The organism is Microvirgula sp. AG722, from assembly GCF_003269145.1.
In the GTDB taxonomy this organism is placed as follows: Bacteria; Pseudomonadota; Gammaproteobacteria; order Burkholderiales; family Aquaspirillaceae; genus Microvirgula; species Microvirgula aerodenitrificans.
In genome coordinates this window covers 1-21,180 of sequence record NZ_QLTJ01000009.1, presented here as the reverse complement: position 1 = coordinate 21,180, position 21,180 = coordinate 1, and the positions used below count along the sequence as shown (strand labels likewise).

Here is a 21,180-nt window from a genome sequence, read left to right as displayed (position 1 = left end):
AGGCTCAGCCAGCTTGCCCGGCCAGGGCACGGCGCCGGAACAGCACAACCTCGGCCCCCAGCTCCGGGGGCAGCAGCAATCGGCTCAGATCGGGGCGCGGCTCCAGATCGAAGTGACGCTGGGATTCGTATTCGGCCCAGTTGCCGCTGGCGAATTTGTGCTGGCTGACAATGGCGATATACAGCTCCACGCCGGGGGTGCGGAATACCTCGCTTTCGAACGGATTCCGCGCCGGTGGCCACGAGCAGAGCACCACTTTCGGTGTGTACTGGCGCAGCGCCGCCTGGGCCGGCAGGCGGACGACGGACTCCGGGAATGCGATCCGGTCCTGCCAGCTGTAATCGTCCGTCGCCGTGATGCGGACGCCGCGTTCGCGCAGAAAGCGGGACAGGGTGCCGTCGCCGGCGGCGATCTCCAGGCAGGAGCGATCGCCGATCAACTGCTGCAACTGATCGATCAGCGCCCGGGAGTAGAAACAGTAGATGCCCTTGCGTTCGGCCAGCGGCATCAGGAAACGTTTTTGCCAGACCAGCGGCCACAGCAGCCGGAACCAGAACAGCGAGGCCGGCTTGCGCTCGAAACCGCGCCGGAACAGCAGCCGTTGCACCAGCAGACCGTTGAACAGACTGAAGCGGACCTTGCCCGAGCTGCGGCCGGTCGCCACCGCGAGGCTGTAGCGCTCGATGGCCAGCGCAGCCATTCGCTGGCGAATGGCCAGTTGCAGGCGCCGGGTCTTGTCCTGTTTGCCGAGCGTGGCTTTCGGCACTTGGGACAGGGGGGGCGGATTCAGCAACCGGTGCAGGCTGGCCGGGTCGCGCCGGGTAATGGCATCGGCCAGTTCCTTTTCCACGACATCCCATTCTTCCGGAAACGCTTCGCGCAGCGCCTGCTGGGAAGGCCTGCTCTGCAACCAGGACAGGACCTTGCGTGGATCATTGAGCTTCACCGAATTACCTTTCGACCATTAAATACCGCGAGCGAGAGGATAACTGGAATTGCTCAACCGGACGGACTTGACAGGAAAAAAACCGGGAGGCGCATCGACCCGTGACGCGCCCCGCCCGGCAGGTCTCAAACGGTGGCGCGCAAGGTTCTGGCCGCTGCCACCATCTGGGTCAGCGCCGGAATGACTTCCGCCCACTGACGGGTTTTCAGCCCGCAGTCCGGATTCACCCACAAGCGCCCGGCCGGGATGCGTTCGGCCGCCTTCTGCATCAGTTGCACGATATGCTCCCGGGTCGGAATGTTCGGCGAGTGAATGTCATAGACGCCGGGCCCGATCTCGTTCGGATACTTGAAGTCGTCGAATACATCGAGCAGTTCCATGTCGGAGCGTGAAGTCTCGATGGTGATCACGTCGGCGTCCATGCCGGCAATGGCGGCGATGATGTCGTTGAATTCCGAATAGCACATGTGGGTGTGGATCTGGGTTTCGTCCTGCACGCCGTTGGCGCTGATGCGGAACGCTTCCACCGCCCAGTCCAGGTAGGCCTGCCACTGCGAACGACGCAACGGCAGTCCCTCGCGCAGGGCGGCTTCATCGATCTGGATGATGCGTACCCCGGCCCGCTCCAGGTCCAGCACTTCCTCGCGGATGGCCAGTGCCAGTTGCTGGCAGGACACCGAGCGAGGCTGGTCGTCACGCACAAAGGACCAGTTCAGGATCGTGACCGGGCCAGTCAGCATGCCCTTCATCGGCTTGTCGGTCAGCGATTGCGCGTAGCGGATCCATTCGACCGTCATCGGTTTCGGCCGGCTGATATCGCCAAACAGGATCGGTGGCTTCACGCAGCGCGAGCCATAGGACTGCACCCAGCCGAACTGGCTGAACGCATAGCCATCGAGCTGCTCGCCGAAGTATTCGACCATGTCATTGCGCTCGGCCTCGCCATGCACCAGAACATCCAGTCCCAGCGCTTCCTGCTCGCGGATGCAGTGGGCAATCTCCGCCTGTATTGCCGTCCGGTAGGCGGCTTCGCCCAGTTCCCCGGCCTTGTACTGACTGCGAACCTGGCGGATTTCCGCTGTCTGCGGGAATGAGCCGATGGTGGTAGTCGGGTAGGGCGGCAGCGCCAGCAAGGCGGTCTGTTTGCGGATGCGGACCGGGTACGGACTCTTGCGCTGGCCCAGCGCCGGGCTGATGCGGCTGACAGCCGCCTTGACCGCCGGATTGGTCACGCGGGGCGAGGTTCGGCGTGCTGCAACGGCTGCAGCGTTCTCGGCAAGTTCTGCCGCCACGGCCGTGCGCCCCCGGTTCAACGCCGTGGCCAGCACGGCGAGTTCGTCCAGTTTCTGCAGGGCAAAGGCGAGCCAGGAGCGGATATCGGCATCCAGCTTCTGCTCGCTGGCCAGATCGACCGGCACATGCAGCAGCGAGCAGGACGGCGCGATCCACAACCGTTCACCGAGCTGCGCCGCGACCGGTTCCAGCCAGTCCAGCACGGCAGCAAGATCGGTTTTCCAGATATTGCGGCCGTTGATGACCCCCAGCGACAGCACCTTGTCCGACGGCAGCAGTTTGAGCAGCGACGGCAATTCGTCACCGGCATTGACCGCATCCACATGCAGGCCGGCCACCGGCAAGCGGCAGGCCAGCGGCAGATTGTCCTGCAGCGAGCCGAAGTAACTGGCCAGCAATACCCGGATGCGATCGGTCGCCAGTTGCCGGTAGGCATGGCCCAGCGCCTGCTGCCAGTCGGCATCCAGCTCGGTCACCAGCACCGGCTCATCGATCTGTACCCACTCCACGCCCTGGGCCGCCAGTTGTGCCAGCAGTTCGGCATAGACCGGCAGCAGGCGTTCCAGCAGGGCCAGCCGGTCGGAATCGTCCTTGGCCTTGCCCAGCCACAGATAGCTGACCGGGCCGATGATCACCGGCTTGGCCCTGACATTCTGTGCCCGGGCTTCGGCAAGCTGTTGCAGCAGCCGGGAAGCGTCGAGCCGGAACGTGGTATCGGCCGTGAATTCCGGGACGATGTAGTGGTAGTTGGTATCGAACCACTTGGTCATTTCCCCGGCGGCAATGCCGGCGCAGCAGGCAGCGTGCTCCTCCGCCCCCTGGGCAGAACGGCCGCGTGCGACCCGGAAGAGATTGTCCAGCGCATCGCCATGGAAGTGACGGGCCCGTTCCGGCAGATTGCCCAGCATGAAGCTGGTGTCGAGCACCTGGTCGTAGAAGGAGAAATCGCCGACCGGAACCAGGTCCAGGGCAGATTGCTGTTCCCAGTGACGCTGGCGCAGCGTTGCGCCGAGTGCGGTCAGCGCGTCGCGCGAGGACTGGCCCTTCCAGTACGATTCGAGTGCGAATTTCAGTTCGCGTCGGGCGCCGATGCGGGGGAAGCCGAGATTGTGCGTGGTAACCATGATGGCCTTTTCAGTGTCCGGTACGGGGATGGACACATCTTAGGGACTGGCTACCCATGACGTAAAATGGCATTATTTCAACAATCAATTACTATTTTTCATGGATAGTCATGCTTGAGCGAGCCCATCTGGTCATCGTGCGCGAAGTCGAACGACAGGGGTCGCTGACGGCCGCCGCCCGCGTGCTGTGCCTGACCCAGTCGGCGCTGAGCCACACCATGAAAAAGCTCGAGCAATCGCTGGGCACCGATATCTGGCTGCGCGAAGGGCGCAACCTGCGCCTGACCCAGGCCGGGCACTACCTGCTGGAAGTGGCCACCCGGCTGCTGCCGCAACTGGACCGGGCGGAAGACCGCCTGCGCCAGTTTGCCCATGGCGAACGTGGCACCCTGCGCATCGGCATGGAATGCCACCCGTGCTATCAATGGCTGCTCAAGGTGGTGTCGCCCTACCTGCTGCAGTGGCCGGACATCGACGTCGACGTAAAGCAGAAATTCCAGTTCGGCGGCATCGGCGCGCTGTTCGGCAACGAAATCGACCTGCTGGTCACGCCTGACCCGCTGTACAAGCCTGGACTGCATTTCGAGCCGGTATTCGACTATGAACAGGTGCTGGTGGTGAACCGCAGGCATGCGCTGGCCCGGGCGACGCATGTCGAACCGGCACAACTGGCTGACGAGGTATTGATTACCTATCCGGTGGAAATCAATCGGCTGGATATTTACAACCAGTTCCTGATGCCGGCGGGCATCAGCCCCAGGCGGCACAAGGTCATTGAAACCACCGACATCATGTTGCAGATGGTGGCCTGCGGACGTGGCGTGGCCGCATTGCCGCGCTGGCTGGTGCAGGAATACAGCGGCAAGATGGAAGTGCAGCCGGTCCGGCTGGGTCCCCGCGGCATCAGCAAACAGATTTTCCTGGGGGTGCGCGAAACGGAAGTGGATATTCCTTATCTGCGCGCCTTTATCGAACTGGCGCGCAAGCCATTACCCCTGGACAGCAAGGCCGGGTTTCCGGATCACGGAAAACAGGATGGCATCGCAGGACCGCTAATACACCCCGATAGCTGAAGGGAAACCGGGACCGATTCACGCGGCGCGACCGGGCGGGCGAGCAGGGCAGGGGCGTGGCCCGGAGCGTGCCGGAGAGCATCCGCTCGATTTCCGGCGAAATCGGCACGGCCAGAAGGACGTGTCGCGCTTCCCGGCCCAGGCCGGCACATTCAGCGCCGGCCAGCCGATCTGTCGGCAATCGTGATTTTCTGCGCCATATTCAATGCATGGCGTTCATCCTGGACGCTTCTCCGGCATGCCGGAGCCCAGGGAAAGGAATCATGATGTTGAACTGGAACGACTATCGCAAACAGCTCATGCGCCGGGTTGGCGAACTCGGAAAACTGTCTCCCGATACCTTGTCCGGCTATCAGGCGCTTTCGGGCGCCGGCCAGAAGACCGGCCATCTGGATGCCAGGACCCGTGAACTGATCGCCCTGGCCGTGGCGGTCACCACGCGCTGCGACGGCTGCATTGCCGTGCATGCGGACGCCGCCATCAAGCAGGGCGCCACCCGCGAGGAAGTGGCCGAGGCACTGGGTGTGGCCGTGGCACTGAATGCCGGCGCCGCCATGGTGTATTCGGCGCGGGTGATGGATGCACTGGCCGATGACAGCCAGGCAACGTGACGGCGGCGGAAGCGGCTGCAAAACCCGCGCTGCGGGGGCCGGTGCGGCAGCACCTGGCTTCCCATGCACAACACTTACTATTATTAAGGTAATAGTAAAAAATTGGCATTAAAGATAACGTAATTTACGTATTACGTTATCTTCATCATGCAACGACATGCGTCGCCGGAAAAACCGACAGATTGCGCAGAAAACAGAAAGACGTTTGCCGGATGGCGCTGCTATCACTTCACCCTGTCCCGATTGCACGCCCACACCTGGAATGGAATCTGCATGAGACCTGTCCTTCCTCCCATGCCAGCCGTGCAACAGCCGGGTCTGCCCGGACCGGGGGCAACGTCCACCATGGTGCGGGACCGCGAACTGGTGCGGAAATTTCCGGACCTTCTCATGCAGCTGCGCGACCCGTCGCCTGGCAGGATCATTCATGACCGGCAGGCGGCAGACACGCGTTGCCGCTTCCCGCCCGGGGAGATTGCCGGACAGCTTTTTGCCGAGGCCACGCTGCCGCCCCCTGACATGGCAGAGGACCATCATCACGTCGCCTCAACGCTGGCGACGGCCTACCGCAGCAGCGAGACATTCCGGCGGCTATTCAACCACGCCTGGGACAGCGATCTGCGTTGCCCGGCGCGGCGCTGGGCGCTCGGGTCGCCTGGCAAGGATCCCGGCGTGGCCGGACACCGCCAGGTCATCGTGCTCGACAGGGCCCGGCTGGAAGCGGCAAGTTATCCCTCAGTCTCCGGTGAACAGCCGCTGGGCTGGACACGCGGTTGCCTGCAGGAAATCATCAGCGGTCTGCTTGGTGTGCCGGATGCCATCGATGCCCGCCATCCGCGTGGCGCGGCGGTGGAATACACCAATATCGTGCTCAAGGAACTCGGCTGCAGCAGCCCTGCCCGCCAGTCGTCCGCGGATATCGATATGCCATCATCCTTGCCCGCCGACAGGCTGACGAGCGCGCTCCGGCTGGCACAGCGTTATGTGCAGTGCGGGCGTCAGCCCGACACGGCGGTGACCCTGAGCGACATGGCAAGCATGCGGGAGGTGGCCAGATGCGAGAACGACAGGAAAACCGGCCTGAACCTGTCGCTGGCCGGCTCGATGGACGAGGTGGTTGCCCTGCTGGCCGGCAAGGCGCCGCCCTTTCATCTCCGGCTTGTTTTCAGGGAGCCGCGCCATGGCTACCATCACGTCTTTGCCGATATCGACGCGCAGCCCGGTCAGCCCCTCTCCGCCATCCTGATAGAAACGGCAGCTGCAGCGAGCGCCCATCCGCTTTATCAGCGCTTTTCGCAGGCGCTGGGACAGTTTGCGGACCGGCATGACGGCATGCTGCTGGCTGTCATCGACAGCCATGTGCAGCGCAGCCGGGGAGACTGCCTGATTTTCTGCATGTCCTTTGCGCTGAAATCGCACAGGCATGCGTCCAGTTTCACCCGGCTTCATCACGACCACCGCAGCGGTCAGCTGGCTTGTGCCAGGGTGAAGGACGACATTTTCAGCGGCATGGACATTCTGCTGCTGCCCAGCGCCTTGCTGCCTGCGGACTTCATCAAGCACACACATTCAGCACAACTGATACGTGAGCGCTTGCTTGCGGGAAATGACGACCAGGACGCGCGCGCCCTGCTTCGCCTCAAGATGGCATCGATCGAAGCAGGCCGTCGGCCGGAGCAGGCGGGGGCCTCTTCCGGCAGCCGCCCCTCTATTGAATACAAGCGGCTGGGTCTGATCCGGCGGGCGATCGCGGCGGTCTCCCGGCCCGATGACGGGCCGGCCGGGTCATAAGCCGCTTCAGTCGGCGAATTTCGGTGTCGATTTACTCATCTGCGCCAGGATGGCGACCTGGATATCGTCGGAAACCAGCATGGCGGCGTTCCAGTGGGCAACAAAGGCCAGTCCTTCGGCAATGCTGTGATCCCGGCTGTAGTTCATTACCTGCTTGGTGCCACGCACGGCCAGCGGCGACTTGGTGGCGATTTCGCAGGCCAGGGCATCGGCGGCGGCCAGCACGGCTTCGGCGTCCGGATGGCAGCTGTTGACCAGGCCGATGCGCCCGGCCTCCGCGGCATCGATCCTGCGGCCGGTCATGGCCAGTTCCCGTGCCCTGCCCTCACCGACATTGCCGGCCAGACGCTGCAGTGTACCCAGGTCGGCGACCATGCCGACATCCACTTCCTTGACCGAGAAAAACGCATCTCCGGCGGCCAGGCGCATGTCGGCCGCCAGCGCAATATCCAGCCCGCCGCCGACGCAGGCGCCATGAATGGCGGCGATGACCGGCTTGCGACAATGCTCGATGCTGCTGACGGCGCGCTGCAGACGCTCGATGGTCAGCAGCAGTTTTTCCCGCTTGCGGGCTTCACAGTGATCCTGAATCTGCTGCTGCAGGCCGATCAGCATCTGCAGGTCAATGCCGGCGCAGAAATGCTTGCCATTGCCGGACAGGACAACGGCGCGGACTTCCGGCGCGTCACTTGCCCAGTCGAATGCCTGGTGAAGCTCACGCCACAGCGTGTCATCCATCGCATTGGCGCGATCAGGGCGGTTCAGTTTCAGGTGGGCAACCTGGTTTTCAACGGAAATGGCAATCGATTCAAGTTTCAACATGATTCCCCGATAGGCAAGTGCTGGACAGCGGCCATCATACCGTGCTGCAGCGAACTTGCGACGAATTGCATCGCCAGGTTCATTATCGGAAGCAGCGCCGCAAAAGTGAAACTGAATTGAAACAGCAGTACGATTCACTCCTCATTGTTGAATAAATCGAGCAATTCCTTGGGAATGGATTTTGCTGCCGTTCTGGACGGTTTTCCCGTCCTGTTCTGACGGTTTGCCGGAGCAGGCGATTCCTGGGCGGAAGAAGACGGCGCAGGTTCGGCCGGAACGTGCGACTTGTTGCTCAATGTGGCCTCAAGTTCGATGTCGAACTTGGCGGCCAGCTGCTTGACTGCATTGATGGCTTCAAGCCGTTCGTGCTTTCTGAGGGAGGCTATCTGTTCCTGAACGACATCGGCCAGGCTGGACAATTCAAACAGATTCATGTTTTTCACAAGCTGTTTCATGTCCTTGGTCGACATGCCACTGCCTTTTGCATTGTGTGTTGTCATTTGTGTATTCTCTTTCTCACCAATTCAATGGCGTCCGGATCCCGGTAACGGGTACCGCGCCCGCTGTGTTTGCCGGGGGCTGTTCATTACGCAAGCCGTTGCATGACAGTATATTCCGGACCGCAGGTGGGCCCGGAGGAAGGGAGGCGGATCCGGCGTCTCGCCCCCGCAAGGATGGGGGCCTGAACAGCGGTCTTCAAGCGCATGCCGTTAACAGCTGTTGTGTGCCCCTCGTCCGAATGGTGGACACCCTTGCATGATTAGCCATTTTTCAATGGTGATCAATCTTTTGTAAAAAAATTTTCAGCGTTTCCGCCGGACGGAAATCCGGTAATGCGAAACCGGCACCATCCTCACCGGCAATATTGCTGCGATTCAACGCCAGCCCCTGCCATCCTTTGCTATTCTTGCAACTTCCTGCAGGACCGTGACGCGACATGACATCCCGCCTCCGGCCTGTGGCGATGGCTTTCTTGTTATATTGAGGCGGCGAAGCGCAAGCCGTCTTGCGTTCAATGCGTTGATTCTACAATAAAAGTTGGCTCAAATTGAAGATTCCGTTTACCAAGATGCAGGGCCTCGGCAACGATTTTGTCGTGCTGGACGGGGTACGCCAGTCCATTTCGCTGTCCGCTGAACAGATCCGTCGACTGGGTGACCGTCGCTTCGGCATCGGATTCGACCAGTTGCTGCTGGTCGAACCAGCCCGGGAAGCCGGCCATGATTTCCGTTACCGGATTTTCAATAATGACGGCAGCGAGGTCGAGCAATGCGGCAATGGCGCGCGCTGTTTCGCCCGCTTCGTTCACGACCAGCATCTGACCGACAAGGCCGAGATCAGGGTCGAGACGGCGCGTGGCGTGATCGTGCCGAAGCTGGAAGCCGACGGGCTGGTCAGCGTCGACATGGGCAGTCCGCGTTTCATACCGGAGCAGATCCCGTTTCTGGCCGAGGCAGACGCCATTATCCACCCTTTGGAGGTGGCCGGGCGCACCATCGACCTGACGGTCGTGTCGATGGGCAACCCTCATGCGGTACAGGTGGTCGATGATGTCGATACCGCGCCGGTCACGGCCATCGGCGCGCTGATCGAGGCCCATCCGCGTTTCCCCGCCCGGGTCAACGCCGGCTTCATGCAGATTGTGTCCCGCAGCGAGATCCGCCTGCGGGTATTCGAACGCGGCGCCGGCGAGACGCTGGCCTGCGGTACCGGCGCCTGTGCCGCCGTGGTGGCCGGTATCCGGCGCGGACTGCTGGATGACACGGTCCTGGTGCATGCCAGGGGCGGGGACCTGACCATCCGCTGGCAAGGCGACCAATCGCCGGTGCTGATGACCGGACCCGCCGTCACTGTCTATCAAGGGGAAATTGCTCTGTGACTCCGCAAGCCGTAGCCGAATGGCTGATCGCCAACCCTGATTTCTTCGACCGTCACCCCGAAACCCTGCTGGAATTGCGCATTCCGGCACCGGCGCGCGGCGATACCATTCCGCTGATCGAACGACAGGTGCTGGCGCTGAAGGATCAGGCGCGGCAGCTGAATGTGGCCATGGCCCGCCTGATGGCCTACGGCGAGAGCAATGGCAATATCGTCGCCCAGGCGCACCGGCTGGCGGTCGGCCTGCTGGCCGCGCGCCGGGTCGAGGACATCATGGCTGCCGTGCGGCGCTCGCTGGAAGACGATTTCCAGCTGCGTGGCTGGGCGATCCGGCTCTGGCATCCGAAGGCAGAAGCTTTCGGCCTGCACGCGGCGCCCTTGCCGCTGGCGGAGCGCACCGTGGCAGCGCCCTATGTCGGTCATTACCTGAGCCAGCAGGCGATGGACTGGCTGCCCGGCCACCATGTCTGGCAGTCGTTCGGCCTTGCCGTACTGAAAACCGCCGACGGTGAACCGTTTGGCGCGCTGGTGCTGGCCAGCGAGGACGAGCAGCGCTTTGCCACCGACATGGAAACCCTGCTGCTGGCCGATATTGCCGAACTGATCGCCACGGCCCTGACGCGCGAACTCGACCGGGCATGAGCCTGCTGGTGGCTGCGGCACTGCTGCCGCTCATCCTGGTCCACCTGCATGCGCTATGGCTGATGGTTTCGCGCCGCGACGGTATCGCCATTGCCTGTAGCCTCGCCGCCTGGCTGGTACTGGCCCTGCTGTTCAAGGCGCTGCGTCCGTCGATGCCACTGGCCGCCGTCTGGCTGCCCGGACTGTACCCGTACGCGCTGCTCGGCATCAGCGGCGTATTCTGGTCGATCAGCCGGGCACAGGGCGATACGGCGCGGGAAAAATGGAACTGGCTGCTGTCCCCTGCCCGGCCGGATGGCCCGCATGCGCTGTTCCTGTCGGTGCTGATCGGACATGCCGGCTTCGCCGTGCTGGCGCTGTGGGCGCGGCCGGCCCTGCTTGCCTACCTGTATGCACCGTCAGCGACGGCACTGTGTTTCCTCTGTTATTTCCTGATTCTGGGCGGGTACCAGTCCCGGCGGCATGGCCGGCGCCTGGGCGGGCTCTTTGTGTCGCTGTCCATTCTGGTGCTGCCGCCGGCCGCCATTGTCTTTTTCTCCGCACTGTCGTCCTGGTGGCAGGGCCGCTGACGGCTTCAGTCGACAGGGTATTTGACCACGACGTGATTGCGGTACAGCCGTTCGGAATGCAGCAGCACCGGGTCGTGACCCTTGCTGTACACATCGCGCCAGATTTCATTGTGCCGGAACACGGTTTCGCCCTGGCGAACAAAGCGGTGCGCTTTCTGATAGACGTGGTATTTCCTGTCGCGGGGCTGGTTGCACAGCAACTCCCCCTCAAGCTGTTCCCCGGTCATGTTGAACACCAGTTGAAACGTGCTGGCCGTCGGGTTGTGAAAGACCAGGTCCACGTAATTGTAGAAAATGGCGGCGCCGGAACCGAATGGCAGAATGCGCCCTTCGTCGGGAAACGGGTCGAAACTGTGATTGGCGCGTTCTACCACCACCAGCGGCGAATGCATGATCATCCAGTGGATCAGGTTGCTCAGCTGGCAAATCCCGCCCCCGACCCCGCTGCGCGCCTCGCCCATCGACAATTCCATGCCCTCGACAAAACCCCGCTTTCGGGTCGGTTTTCCGACCAGCCGGCAGAACGAGAAATACTCGCCCGGGCCGATGGTCGTGCCGTGGATGGCGGCGCTGGCCAGCCGCAGATTGATCACCTTGTTATGCTGCAGGCGGATATCGCTGTCACCGAGTTTGCGTATCAGCTTTGACGTGTGCTTGATATGGCGATAGGCGAGTCGCTGCATCGGCGTGCGGGTACGCGCATAGCGGCGGGACGACAGCCACCAGCCGAGACGACGATACGTTCTTTTCTGCAGCACGCGCAGCCAGTACAGCACGGGATGGTACGAGGACAGCGGCCTACGCATGCCGCGTTACTTCATGAATCATGGGGTTCTGGTGCTCGGCGGAAACAGTTTCGCCGGCACCTTAGCGTATCCGGAACAGGGCGTCCATGCACTGCCCGGGCGGGCCAGGCGTGAGTCTGCCTGGCCCGCCCGGGGGACTCAGTTGCGGATCGCGGCCAGTTTGGCGGCAGCATCGCGCAGTGCGGTGCGCAGCCCTTCTTCCACCACCGGGTGGTAGAACGGCATCGCCAGCATCTGTTCGATGGTCAGCGACTGCTGATGGCTCCAGGCCAGCAGGTGGGCAATGTTTTCCGCACGCGGCCCGGCCCATTCCGCGCCGAGGAAGCGACCGCTGTCACGATCGGCGTAGACATGCATCAGCCCGCGATTTTTCAGCATGACCCGGCTGCGGCCCTGATCGGCGAAATCGACTTCACCAACCACGATCCGTTCCGGGTCCAGTTCGGCATGGCGCTGGCCGACCATCGCGAGTTGCGGATCGGAAAACACCACGGCGATCGTCGAGCGACGGCGCAGTGCCGACAGCGAGGGCCATGCCGCTGCGTTTTCGCCGGCCAGCCTCCCCTCGTCGGCGGCTTCGTGCAGCAGCGGCAGGACATTGTTGGCATCGCCGGCAATGAAAATCGGCGCGTCGCCACATTGCAGCGTGGCCGGATCGAACAGCGGCACGCCGCGCGCATCCAGCGCCAGGCCGGTATTTTCCAGCCCCAGCCCGCGCACATTCGGCGCCCGTCCGGTGGCAGCCAGCAGGTAGTCGAAGCGCTCTTCGACCTGTTCGCCGGCCAGATTCACATACGGAATCACGATCTCGTCGCCGTCGCGGCGGATCTCGCCGACCGTGGCCGCCGGGTCGAGATAGAACTCCTGCTGGAACAGCGCGGTGACATGGTCGCGGATGGCCGGGTCGGACAGCGGACCGACACTGCCGCTCATGCCGAACAGGCGCACCTTGACCCCCAGCCGCGACAGCGCCTGACCGAGTTCCAGCCCGATCACGCCGGGGCCGAATACGGCAACCCGACCCGGCAGCGTGTCCCAGGAGAACACATCGTCATTGATGATCAGGCGATCGCCGGCAGCGCGGAACGGCGGCGGCACGACCGGCGACGAGCCGGTGGCCAGCACGATGCGCCCGGCGCGGACCCGGATATCGTCGCCGACCTGCAGCGTGGTGTTGTCGATGAAGCGGGCAATGCCGGACAGCTTGTCCGTGGCCGGAATGTCGTCGACACCGCGCACAACAAAGCCGACAAAACGGTCGCGTTCGCGCCGTACCCGTTCCATGACGGCGCGACCGTCCACTGACACGCCGGCCACCTGCACGCCGAACGGGGCGGCATGGCGGGCTTCATGGGCGGCTTCGGCGGCGGCGATCAGCAGTTTGGACGGCATGCAGCCGACACGGGCGCAGGTAGTGCCGTGGGCATAGCCCTCGATCAGGACAGCGGTCTTGCCGGCAGCCTTGACCGCGCGATAGGCAGCGAGGCCGGCAGTGCCGGCACCAATGATGGCGACATCAGGACGAATCTCTTGCATTTTGCTCTCCGTGAAAAGGGGGGCGAACCGGAAAATGGCAACACGGCGGCAGCGAACTGCGCTGGCATGTTCGGGCTCGGGTCAGGATCAGGGGAAAACCGGGAAAGACATCCGGCCGGCGGAAGCCGCCGGATGTCGCGAACGCAGGCAAGGACGCCGCATCCTGTCCCGCCCGCGCCGGACGGCGCAGGCGGGGTATCACGCATCAGGCAGCGAGGAACTTTTCCAGCGCTTCGGCATTGCCGATCAGGCGGCCGTTGATGAAGATCTGCGGCGCGGTCATTTCACCGGACACGGCGCCGAGCACCTTGCCGCGGATCTTGTTGTCCAGCGGCACGTCGGCGTACACATAGCCGTTCTCTTCCAGCAGGCGCTTGGCTCTGGCGCAGAACGAGCAACCGACCTTGGAGAACACCACGACCTGATCCGGCTTCTTGGCGTTCGGGTTGATGTAGTCCAGCATGGTATCGGCGTCGGACACCTTGAACGGATCGCCCGGTTCCTGCGGCTCGATGAACATCTTCTCGACCACGCCGTCCTTGACCAGCATGGAATAGCGCCAGCTGCGCTTGCCGAAGCCGAGGTCGGCCTTGTCGACCAGCATGCCCATGCCGTCGGTGAACTCGCCGTTGCCGTCCGGCACCATGACGATGTTGCCGGCTTCCTGGTCCTTCGCCCATTCATTCATGACGAAGGTGTCGTTGACCGATACACACAGGATGGCATCGACGCCGTTTTTGGCGAAGGCCGGGGCCAGTTCGTTGTAGCGCGGCAGGTGGGTCGACGAGCAGGTCGGCGTGAACGCACCGGGCAGCGAGAACAGGACGACGGTCTTGCCCTTGAAGAGATCATCGGTGGTGACATCCTTCCACTCGTTGTTTTCACGAACACGGAAAGTGACGTTCGGTACGCGTTGGCCTTCACGATGGGTCAGTTGGGTCATGTTCATCTCCTTGGGTTGACGTTGTCTGGGGTGCTTCGATGGGATGCAGTATCCTGCCAGCCACAGTATGCGTCTAATTTATTATCATCAAGGTGTCGATTGTAATTGGCTATGCTGTGGTGGCGGGGTTCGGTTCGCCGTGTCCGTCACGTAAAATACCCTGATCGACAAACAGCAAACGGATGGCGGGCTTACGTGAAAATACTGGTTCTGGGCGGTGGGCAGGTCGGCGCCAGCGTGGTCGAGAATCTCGCCAGCGAAGCCAATGACATTACCGTGATCGATCTGGACGCGGCGCCACTGAAACTGCTGCAGGACCGGCTGGACATTCAGACCCTGGTCGGCAACGCCGCCCATCCGTCGGTGCTGCAGGCGGCAGGCGCTGCCGACTGCGACATGCTGCTGGCGCTGACCCGCGATGACGAGACCAATCTGGTCGCCTGCAAGATTGCCTCCAGCCTGTTCAATGTGCCGACCAAGATCGCCCGGGTCCGCTCCGCCGACTATGTCGAGCATGGTGACGGTCATACGCTGGAACAGTTCGGCGTCGACACCACACTGTGCCCGGAACAGATCGTGACCGACAACCTGTACCGGCTGTTTACCTGTCCCGGCGCCCTGCAGGTGGTCGAGTTCGCCAACGGTCGCGCACAGCTGGTCGCGGTTCGCGCCCATACCGGCGGCGAGCTGGTCGGCAAGACGCTGGACACCATCGCCGACGACATTCCCGATGCCGAGTGCCGGATCAGCGCTGTCTATCGCGGCGACCGGCTGATCATTCCCGATGGCAAGACCGTACTGGACAGCGGCGACGAGGTGTTCTTCGTCGCGGCGACACCGCACGTGCCGGCGATCCTGCGGGCGCTGCGTGCCAGCGAAACGCCGATCAAGCGGGTCATGATCGCCGGTGGCGGCAATATCGGCTTCCGGCTCGCCAGCCGGCTGGAAACCGATTTCGAGGTCAAGGTGATCGAGAAGCGCCGCGAGCGCTGTGAGTGGCTGACCGAACGACTGGGCAGCACGCTGGTGCTGCATGGCGAGGGCACCGACGAGGAGTTGCTCGAGCAGGAATACATCGACGAGATGGACATGTTCTGCGCGCTGACCAACGACGACGAGGACAATATCATGTCCGCGTTGCTGGCCAAGCGCATGGGGGCCCGGCGGGTGATTGCGCTGGTCAACCGGCTGTCGTACGCCGACCTGCTGCAGGGCGACCGCATTGACGTGGTGCTGTCCCCTCACCTGTCGACCATCGGCTCGCTGCTGGCCTATATCCGCCGCGGCGACATCGAGGCGGTGCATCCGCTGCGGCGCGGCAAGGTCGAAGCGCTGGAGGCCATCGTCCACGGCGACCGCAAGACCTCGCGCCTGGTCGGCCGGATGATCCAGGACGTCGATCTGCCGCAGGGCTGCTATATCAGTGCCATCGTCCGCGATGAGCGGGTGATGATGGCCCACCATGACCAGGTGGTCGAATCCGGCGATCACCTGATCGTCTTCGTGGCCCGTCGCCGCCAGGTGCGCAAGGTCGAACAGCTGTTCGAAGTCAAGCTGGGGTTCTTCTGATGTACAAGCTCATGCCCATCCTGCATGTGCTGTCCAAGCTGGTCATGCTGTTTTCCGGGCTGTTCATCTTCCCGTCGCTGGTGTCGATCTATTACCACGATGGCGCCCTCGACGATTTTCTGGCCTCGATGTTCGTCGGTCTGTCCGTCGGTCTGTTCCTGTGGGCGGCGACCCGCCGCTACGAGCGCGAGCTGAGGCCGCGGGACGGCTTCGTGCTGGTATCGCTGCTGTGGATCGGCTTTGCCGCGACGGCCACCACGCCGTTCCTGCTGTACTACCCGCACATGAATGTCGCCCAGGCCTTCTTCGAGGCGATGAGCGGACTGACCACCACCGGCGCCACGGTGCTGTCCGATCTCGACAGCCTGCCGCAGTCGATCAATTTCTGGCGTCACTTCCTCAGCTGGCTCGGCGGCATGGGCATCATCGTGCTGGCGGTCGCGGTGCTGCCGCTGCTCGGCGTCGGCGGCATGCAGCTGTACAAGGCCGAGATGGCCGGGCCGATGAAGGACAGCAAGCTGACACCGCGCATCATGCAGACCGCGAAAAACCTGTGGACGGCCTATGCGGCGCTGACACTGGCGGCCTTCCTGTGCCTGCGTCTGGCCGGCATGAGCTGGTTCGATGCGCTGTGCCATGCGTTCACTTCGCTGTCGCTGGGCGGATTCTCGTCGCGCAGCGACAGCATTGCCTACTTCGATTCGCTGGCGATCGAGCTGGTGATGATCGTGTTCATGCTGCTCGGCGCCATGAACTTCGCCAATCACTTCCTGGCCTTCCGCAACCGTTCGATCCGCCATTTCCTGCACGATGCCGAAACCCGCAGCGTGCTCGGCGTGATGGGCGTCAGCATCATCGGCCTGTCCGGCTACCTGGCCTGGCACAGCAATTACGACTATTTCACCGCCATGCGCCTGGTCAGCTTCAACCTGGTGTCGGTGGCAACCGGTTCCGGCTTCGTCAGCGCCGACTTCGGCAACTGGCCGCTGTCGGTGCCGCTGTGGATGCTGATGCTGTCCTGCTTTGCCGTCTGCACCGGCTCCACCGGCGGCGGCATCAAGATGGGCCGGGCGCTGATCCTGTTCCGCCAGGCCTCGGGCGACATTATCCGTCTGCTGCACCCGACGGCCGTCGTGCCGGTCAAGATCAATCAGCGCGTGGTGCCACCGCAGGTGGTGCAGTCCATACTGAGTTTCATCTTTGCCTACATCGCCTGCATGGTACTGTCGACCTTTGTCTTCATGATGAGCGGGCTGGATTTCCTGTCGGCCTTCACCGCCGTCATTGCCTGCATCAACAATACCGGCGTCGGGCTGGGCGTCGTCGGCCCGTCGTCGAATTTCAGCGTGCTGAACGATTTCCAGATCTGGATGGGTTCGCTGCTGATGCTGCTCGGCCGGCTGGAAATTTTCACCCTGCTGATCATCGTTACCCCGGCGTTCTGGCGCAAATGACCGCCTGTTGCAAACCGTTTATGAATCAAGTTGAGCCATGATGACGTTTCCCCGACTGACACTGACCACCCTCGCCTGCCTCGCCGTTTTCTCGCTGCCGGCCTGTGCCGGTGATGCCGACATCGTGTCCGCACGCGACGCGGCACGACGCAATGACAGCGTGGCGCTGGATGCCGCCGCTGCCGCGGCGCAAAACGACCTGCTGGCCGGCTATCCTCAGTTCTGGCGGCTGGCCCGCTCGCTGGACCGTGCCTCCCCCACGGAAGTGCATGGTTTTATCGACCGCAACAGCGACGGCCCGCTCGGTGAACAGCTGCGCCTGCTGTGGGCCAAGCAGCTGGCGAAGTCCGGCCTGTGGCGGGATTTTGCCGCCGAGTATGCGGCACTGCCGGAAGCGGCACGCGATGATGAAGTCGAATGCTATGCCCTGGCCGAGCGCATTCTCGACAACAACGACAAGGCGGCCGTCGCCACCGCACTGAAAACGCGCTGGCGCATCGGCAGGGCCCAGTCCGCCGGCTGCGAAACCCTGATCCGCACCGTGGCCCGCAGCGGCATGGTGACCGACGACGACCTGTGGCTGCGGGCCCAGGCATTGCTGGCAGCCGATCGCACCACGGCTGCGCGCGAGCTGACCGCCGGCACCGCCACGCCGCTGACCGCCGCCGGCATCGCCCGGCCTGAACTGGCCGACATGTCGACCCCGGCCGGCCGTACGCTGCGGCTGTATGCAATCCAGAAACAGATGCGCAAGGACATCACCGGCGCCGCGGCACAGCTGGCCTCGCTGCAGGACCGGCTGCCGGCACGGGACGTCGGCGTGCTGTGGGGGCAGATCGGACTGGCGTCGGCCCGCAAGCTGGACACCATTGGCGCCCTGTCGTACTTCGCGCGCGCCGACAAGGCGTCGCTGAGCAATGAACAGTGGGAATGGTGGGCACGTGCGGCGCTGCGCGAAGGCCGCTGGCCGACGGTACAGAGCGTGATCGAGTCGATGCCCGCCACGCTGGCCGACAACGCCAGCTGGCTGTACTGGCACGGCCGCGCCCTGGCCGCCCAGGGCAAGCCGGGCGCGAACCGCGATTACCAGCGCGCCAGTGACACCGGCAACGGTTTCTACCCGCTGATGTCGCGCGAGGAGCTCGGCAGCAGTTCGCAGCCGGCGCAGTCGGCCTGGAAGCCCGATGCGCGCGAAATCGACAAGGTGCGCGCCCAGCCGGCGGTGCAGCGCTCGCTGGCGCTGCTGAATATCGCCAACAGCTATGCCCGTCCGGAATTCCGCGAAGATGCCAAGCGCGAATGGCGCTGGGCCATGCGTGACAAGAACGACGCCTGGCTGCTGTCCGCTGCCGAAATCGCCCGCCAGGCAAATTTCTACGACATGAGCATTTACAGTGCCGACCGCACCCGCAGCCAGCACGACTGGAGCCTGCGCTACCTGTCGCCGTTCCGCGACGTGACGCGGCGCTACGCCAGCCAGATGGGGCTGGATGAAGCCTGGATCTATGGCCTGATCCGCCAGGAAAGCCGCTTCGTCAACGTGGCCCGCTCCGGCGTCGGTGCCTCCGGCCTGATGCAATTGATGCCGGCCACCGCCAAATGGGTGGCCAGCAAGTCGGGCATGGGCAGTTACTCGGTCAACGATATCGAACACAATATCCAGCTCGGCACCTGGTATCTGAACTACGTGTATACCTCGCTGGGCGACGCCGTGCGGGCCACGGCCGCCTATAACGCCGGCCCGGGCCGGGCGCGGGCCTGGCAGGCCGAGCGGCCGCTGGAAGGCGCGATCTATGCGGAAACCATTCCGTTCACGGAAACCCGCGATTACGTGCAGAAGGTGATGGCCAACGCCGTCCACTATGCGTCGGTATTCGGCCATAGCCGGATTGCACTGAAGGACCGCCTCGGCGTCATTCCGCCGCGTGGTGGCGCAGCCGTCGCCAACCCGTCCCCGTCTCCGGACGGCAACTGATTTGTCCCTTGCGGAGAAACGACCATGTACCCACTGCAACGCTTCTGCCTGATCGGCGGTAGCGGTTTTATCGGCACCTATCTCGCTGAGCGGCTGATCCGCGCCGGCAAGCGGGTCACCATTCCGACCCGGCAGTTCGAACGGGCGAAGCGGCGGGTGCTGTCGCTGCCGCAACTTGAGCTGGCCGAAGTCAATATCGGCGACGCCGATGCGCTGGCTGCCCTGCTGCGCGGCCATGATGCCGTGGTCAATCTGGTCGGCATCCTGCATGGCAGTCGCCAGGATTTCGAGCGGGCCCATGTCGGCCTGACCGGCACGATCCTGCGCGCCTGCCAGCTGGCTGGCGTCCGCCGCTATGGCCATATCAGCGCCATCGGTGCCGCCCCGGACGCTGCCAGCGACTACCAGCGCAGCAAGGCGCAGGCAGAAGCCCTGGTGCGCGACTCCGGGCTGGACTGGACCCTGTTCCGGCCGTCGGTGGTGTTCGGACGCGAGGATCACTTCCTGAACCTGTTCGCCAGCCTGCAGCGCTATCTGCCGCTGCTGCCGCTGGCCGGTGCCGATACCCGTTTCCAGCCGGTCTGGGTCGATGATGTCGCCCGGGCCATCGTGGCCGCGCTGGCCTGCGATGCCGCGGTCGGCAAGACACTGGAGCTGGTCGGACCCGATATCCTGACCCTGCGCGAACTGGTGAAGAAAGTCGGCCGCTGGAGCGGTCATCCCCGGCCGGTCATCGGCCTGCCGACCGGACTGGCACTGCTGCAGGCCGGGTTGATGGAGTGCCTGCCGGGCCAGCCACTGATGTCGCGCGACAATGTGCGTTCGCTGGCCACCGACAATGTCGGCAGCCAGGGTTTTCCGTCCGGCCTGCTCGGCTTTGCACCGTCGTCATTGAATGCGATTGCCCCCGGCTGGCTGGCGGGTGGCGACAGCGCCTTCGACCGGCTGCGCGCGGGCGCCCGCCGCTGAGACGCGGACAGGCACGTTTGTCGGCATGTCACTTGCCGTGATGGCGGGCTTTCTATGCTGAGAGCTGTCAATGCGCCTGCCACTGGAGCATGCGATGCCAACGCTCCCAGACATGCCGACGGCCCATCGCTGCGCCGGCACCCCGACCGTCACTGTCCACGACAATCGTCTCCTTGCCGTTCGCGTCATTCGCTACCACCGCACTGACGACGAGGCCGCCGACGAGCGTATCGAGCGCCACACCTTCTCGCACACCGGCTTCCCGCTCGACAGCAGTGATGCCCGACTGGCCGACAGCGGCCAGTCGGCCAACTTCCGTTACCTGTGTTCGCTGTCCGGCCGCGCGCTGGCCACCGCCAGCCAGGATGCCGGCGCCAGCCAGGTCCTGTTCGATATCGAGGGCGCTTCGGTCTGGAACCGCGATGCCCTCGGCAATTCGCAACGCTTTGCCCACGACCCGCTGCACCGCCTCAGCAGCGTCAGCGACAACGGCGTCAGCAGCGAACAGCTGGTCTACGGCGAAACGGCCGTCGTCGCCGGCGCCAATCGCCGCGGCCAGCTGCTGCAGCATGACGACCCGGCCGGACGCGTCTCCACACCCGCCTACGCGCTGGCCGGCCTGCTGCTGACCGAACAGCGCCAGTTCCTCGGCGACGATGGCAAGACGCTGGAAACTACCGTCTATACCAGCCGCTACCATTACGACGCACTCGGTACGCTGCGGCAGTTGACCGATGCCGTCGGCAACCGCCGCCGGCAGACCCTGAACATCGCCGGCCAGCTGGCGGCACGCGACCTGCAGTGGGCGGGCAGCAACGACTGGCTGCCCTTGCTGCAGAGCATCGACTACGACGCCGCCGGCCAGGTGCGGCACGAAGTCGCCGGCAACGGCGTGGTCAGCGACTACGACTACGAACCGCAGACCCGCCGTCTGGGCACCCTGAACACCACCCGCCCCGGCAAGCCGCTGCAGGCACTCAGCTAATCGGAGCTACCAGTATGACGCGCTGTACCAGCTGGTGCAGGCCACCGGCCGGGAACAGGCCGGGCAGCAGACTGCGGCACTGCCTGCGCCGCTCCCCATCATCGATGACACCGACCTGAGTGCCTATACCCGGACCTACGACTATGACCGCGGCGGCAATCTGAGCGCCATCCATCATCAGGGCAGCCAGCCGT

19 protein-coding genes are annotated in these 21,180 nt (G+C 63.7%); 11 read left to right on the top strand and 8 right to left on the bottom strand.

Going from position 1 to position 21,180, the window contains the following annotated elements; all coding sequences use genetic code 11:
* Positions 1–4 precede the first annotated feature (4 nt).
* Positions 5–946 carry an SAM-dependent methyltransferase gene (locus DFO50_RS12180; RefSeq protein ID WP_112692592.1) on the bottom strand — a complete coding sequence of 314 codons (942 nt, stop codon included), beginning with the start codon at positions 944–946 and terminating at the stop codon, positions 5–7.
* Between the two features lie 125 nt (positions 947–1,071).
* Positions 1,072–3,363: a 5-methyltetrahydropteroyltriglutamate--homocysteine S-methyltransferase gene (gene metE / locus DFO50_RS12175; RefSeq protein ID WP_028499730.1), complete on the bottom strand. Its 2,292-nt coding sequence runs from the start codon at positions 3,361–3,363 to the stop codon at positions 1,072–1,074.
* 110 nt (positions 3,364–3,473) lie between these two features.
* On the opposite strand from metE, the gene DFO50_RS12170 reads away from it, so the two are divergent.
* The 3 genes from DFO50_RS12170 to DFO50_RS12160 all read left to right on the top strand — a co-directional run bounded on the left by DFO50_RS12170 (position 3,474) and on the right by DFO50_RS12160 (position 6,838).
* A complete protein-coding gene (locus tag DFO50_RS12170; RefSeq protein ID WP_084300153.1) occupies positions 3,474–4,436 on the top strand; it encodes a LysR family transcriptional regulator in 963 nt (320 codons plus the stop codon).
* Positions 4,437–4,699: 263 nt separating this feature from the next.
* Positions 4,700–5,047, top strand: a complete 348-nt coding sequence (locus tag DFO50_RS12165; protein ID WP_199489822.1) for a carboxymuconolactone decarboxylase family protein — start codon at positions 4,700–4,702, stop codon at positions 5,045–5,047.
* Between the two features lie 147 nt (positions 5,048–5,194).
* Positions 5,195–6,838: a PipA/GogA/GtgA family type III secretion system effector gene (locus DFO50_RS12160; protein WP_112692591.1), complete on the top strand. Its 1,644-nt coding sequence runs from the start codon at positions 5,195–5,197 to the stop codon at positions 6,836–6,838.
* Positions 6,839–6,844: 6 nt separating this feature from the next.
* Here DFO50_RS12160 and DFO50_RS12155 read toward each other — a convergent pair whose 3' ends face one another.
* The 3 genes from DFO50_RS12155 to DFO50_RS19190 all read right to left on the bottom strand — a co-directional run bounded on the left by DFO50_RS12155 (position 6,845) and on the right by DFO50_RS19190 (position 8,599).
* On the bottom strand, positions 6,845–7,660 hold the full coding sequence (locus DFO50_RS12155) for a crotonase/enoyl-CoA hydratase family protein (protein ID WP_028499733.1): 816 nt from the start codon (positions 7,658–7,660) through the stop codon (positions 6,845–6,847).
* A gap of 134 nt (positions 7,661–7,794) precedes the next feature.
* Positions 7,795–8,160, bottom strand: a complete 366-nt coding sequence (locus tag DFO50_RS12150; RefSeq protein ID WP_107889896.1) for an H-NS histone family protein — start codon at positions 8,158–8,160, stop codon at positions 7,795–7,797.
* Between the two features lie 271 nt (positions 8,161–8,431).
* Positions 8,432–8,599 carry a hypothetical protein gene (locus tag DFO50_RS19190; RefSeq protein WP_156952550.1) on the bottom strand — a complete coding sequence of 56 codons (168 nt, stop codon included), beginning with the start codon at positions 8,597–8,599 and terminating at the stop codon, positions 8,432–8,434.
* Positions 8,600–8,729: 130 nt separating this feature from the next.
* Here DFO50_RS19190 and dapF point away from each other — a divergent pair, with 130 nt between their 5' ends.
* From dapF to DFO50_RS12135, 3 genes are read left to right on the top strand one after another with little or no spacing between them, the layout of a single operon-like run.
* Positions 8,730–9,539 carry a diaminopimelate epimerase gene (gene dapF, locus DFO50_RS12145; protein WP_233495254.1) on the top strand — a complete coding sequence of 270 codons (810 nt, stop codon included), beginning with the start codon at positions 8,730–8,732 and terminating at the stop codon, positions 9,537–9,539.
* Complete coding sequence (locus tag DFO50_RS12140; protein ID WP_028499736.1) at positions 9,536–10,180, top strand: DUF484 family protein; 645 nt, start codon at positions 9,536–9,538, stop codon at positions 10,178–10,180. Before dapF ends, DFO50_RS12140 begins: the two co-directional genes overlap by 4 nt.
* Entirely contained in the window at positions 10,177–10,749 is a 573-nt protein-coding gene (locus DFO50_RS12135) for a hypothetical protein (RefSeq protein ID WP_112692590.1), read from the top strand. Before DFO50_RS12140 ends, DFO50_RS12135 begins: the two co-directional genes overlap by 4 nt.
* Positions 10,750–10,754: 5 nt before the next feature.
* On the opposite strand, the gene DFO50_RS12130 is transcribed toward DFO50_RS12135, so the two are convergent.
* From DFO50_RS12130 to DFO50_RS12120, 3 genes are all read right to left on the bottom strand, one after another.
* Entirely contained in the window at positions 10,755–11,555 is an 801-nt protein-coding gene (locus DFO50_RS12130) for a VanW family protein (protein WP_028499737.1), read from the bottom strand.
* A gap of 138 nt (positions 11,556–11,693) precedes the next feature.
* The gene (locus DFO50_RS12125) at positions 11,694–13,091 is read right to left on the bottom strand and encodes a dihydrolipoyl dehydrogenase (protein ID WP_112692589.1); all 1,398 of its coding nucleotides are present in this window, start codon (positions 13,089–13,091) and stop codon (positions 11,694–11,696) included.
* A gap of 205 nt (positions 13,092–13,296) precedes the next feature.
* Positions 13,297–14,034 carry a glutathione peroxidase gene (locus DFO50_RS12120; protein ID WP_199489821.1) on the bottom strand — a complete coding sequence of 246 codons (738 nt, stop codon included), beginning with the start codon at positions 14,032–14,034 and terminating at the stop codon, positions 13,297–13,299.
* A 195-nt stretch (positions 14,035–14,229) separates the two neighbouring features.
* On the opposite strand from DFO50_RS12120, the gene trkA reads away from it, so the two are divergent.
* The 5 genes from trkA to DFO50_RS12095 all read left to right on the top strand — a co-directional run bounded on the left by trkA (position 14,230) and on the right by DFO50_RS12095 (position 20,986).
* Entirely contained in the window at positions 14,230–15,603 is a 1,374-nt protein-coding gene (gene trkA, locus DFO50_RS12115; protein WP_028499740.1) for a Trk system potassium transporter TrkA, read from the top strand.
* Positions 15,603–17,057: a TrkH family potassium uptake protein gene (locus DFO50_RS12110; protein ID WP_028499741.1), complete on the top strand. Its 1,455-nt coding sequence runs from the start codon at positions 15,603–15,605 to the stop codon at positions 17,055–17,057. Before trkA ends, DFO50_RS12110 begins: the two co-directional genes overlap by 1 nt.
* A 37-nt stretch (positions 17,058–17,094) precedes the next feature.
* The gene (locus tag DFO50_RS12105; protein ID WP_112692587.1) at positions 17,095–19,032 is read left to right on the top strand and encodes a lytic transglycosylase domain-containing protein; all 1,938 of its coding nucleotides are present in this window, start codon (positions 17,095–17,097) and stop codon (positions 19,030–19,032) included.
* Between the two features lie 24 nt (positions 19,033–19,056).
* Positions 19,057–20,001: a complex I NDUFA9 subunit family protein gene (locus tag DFO50_RS12100; RefSeq protein ID WP_036386291.1), complete on the top strand. Its 945-nt coding sequence runs from the start codon at positions 19,057–19,059 to the stop codon at positions 19,999–20,001.
* 94 nt (positions 20,002–20,095) lie between these two features.
* On the top strand, positions 20,096–20,986 hold the full coding sequence (locus DFO50_RS12095; RefSeq protein WP_146745068.1) for an RHS repeat protein: 891 nt from the start codon (positions 20,096–20,098) through the stop codon (positions 20,984–20,986).
* Positions 20,987–21,180: the final 194 nt, after the last annotated feature.

Coding starts and splice junctions, on each gene's coding strand:
- DFO50_RS12095 (WP_146745068.1), top strand. CDS start 20,096: ATGCCAACGCTCCCAGACATGCCGACGGCCCATCGCTGCGCCGGCACC.
- DFO50_RS12130 (WP_028499737.1), bottom strand. CDS start 11,555: ATGCGTAGGCCGCTGTCCTCGTACCATCCCGTGCTGTACTGGCTGCGC.
- metE (WP_028499730.1), bottom strand. CDS start 3,363: ATGGTTACCACGCACAATCTCGGCTTCCCCCGCATCGGCGCCCGACGC.
- DFO50_RS12160 (WP_112692591.1), top strand. CDS start 5,195: ATGCAACGACATGCGTCGCCGGAAAAACCGACAGATTGCGCAGAAAAC.
- DFO50_RS12125 (WP_112692589.1), bottom strand. CDS start 13,091: ATGCAAGAGATTCGTCCTGATGTCGCCATCATTGGTGCCGGCACTGCC.
- DFO50_RS12170 (WP_084300153.1), top strand. CDS start 3,474: ATGCTTGAGCGAGCCCATCTGGTCATCGTGCGCGAAGTCGAACGACAG.
- DFO50_RS12105 (WP_112692587.1), top strand. CDS start 17,095: ATGATGACGTTTCCCCGACTGACACTGACCACCCTCGCCTGCCTCGCC.
- dapF (WP_233495254.1), top strand. CDS start 8,730: ATGCAGGGCCTCGGCAACGATTTTGTCGTGCTGGACGGGGTACGCCAG.
- DFO50_RS12135 (WP_112692590.1), top strand. CDS start 10,177: ATGAGCCTGCTGGTGGCTGCGGCACTGCTGCCGCTCATCCTGGTCCAC.
- DFO50_RS12100 (WP_036386291.1), top strand. CDS start 19,057: ATGTACCCACTGCAACGCTTCTGCCTGATCGGCGGTAGCGGTTTTATC.
- DFO50_RS19190 (WP_156952550.1), bottom strand. CDS start 8,599: ATGTCGCGTCACGGTCCTGCAGGAAGTTGCAAGAATAGCAAAGGATGG.
- DFO50_RS12165 (WP_199489822.1), top strand. CDS start 4,700: ATGATGTTGAACTGGAACGACTATCGCAAACAGCTCATGCGCCGGGTT.
- DFO50_RS12110 (WP_028499741.1), top strand. CDS start 15,603: ATGTACAAGCTCATGCCCATCCTGCATGTGCTGTCCAAGCTGGTCATG.
- DFO50_RS12150 (WP_107889896.1), bottom strand. CDS start 8,160: ATGACAACACACAATGCAAAAGGCAGTGGCATGTCGACCAAGGACATG.
- DFO50_RS12155 (WP_028499733.1), bottom strand. CDS start 7,660: ATGTTGAAACTTGAATCGATTGCCATTTCCGTTGAAAACCAGGTTGCC.
- DFO50_RS12120 (WP_199489821.1), bottom strand. CDS start 14,034: ATGACCCAACTGACCCATCGTGAAGGCCAACGCGTACCGAACGTCACT.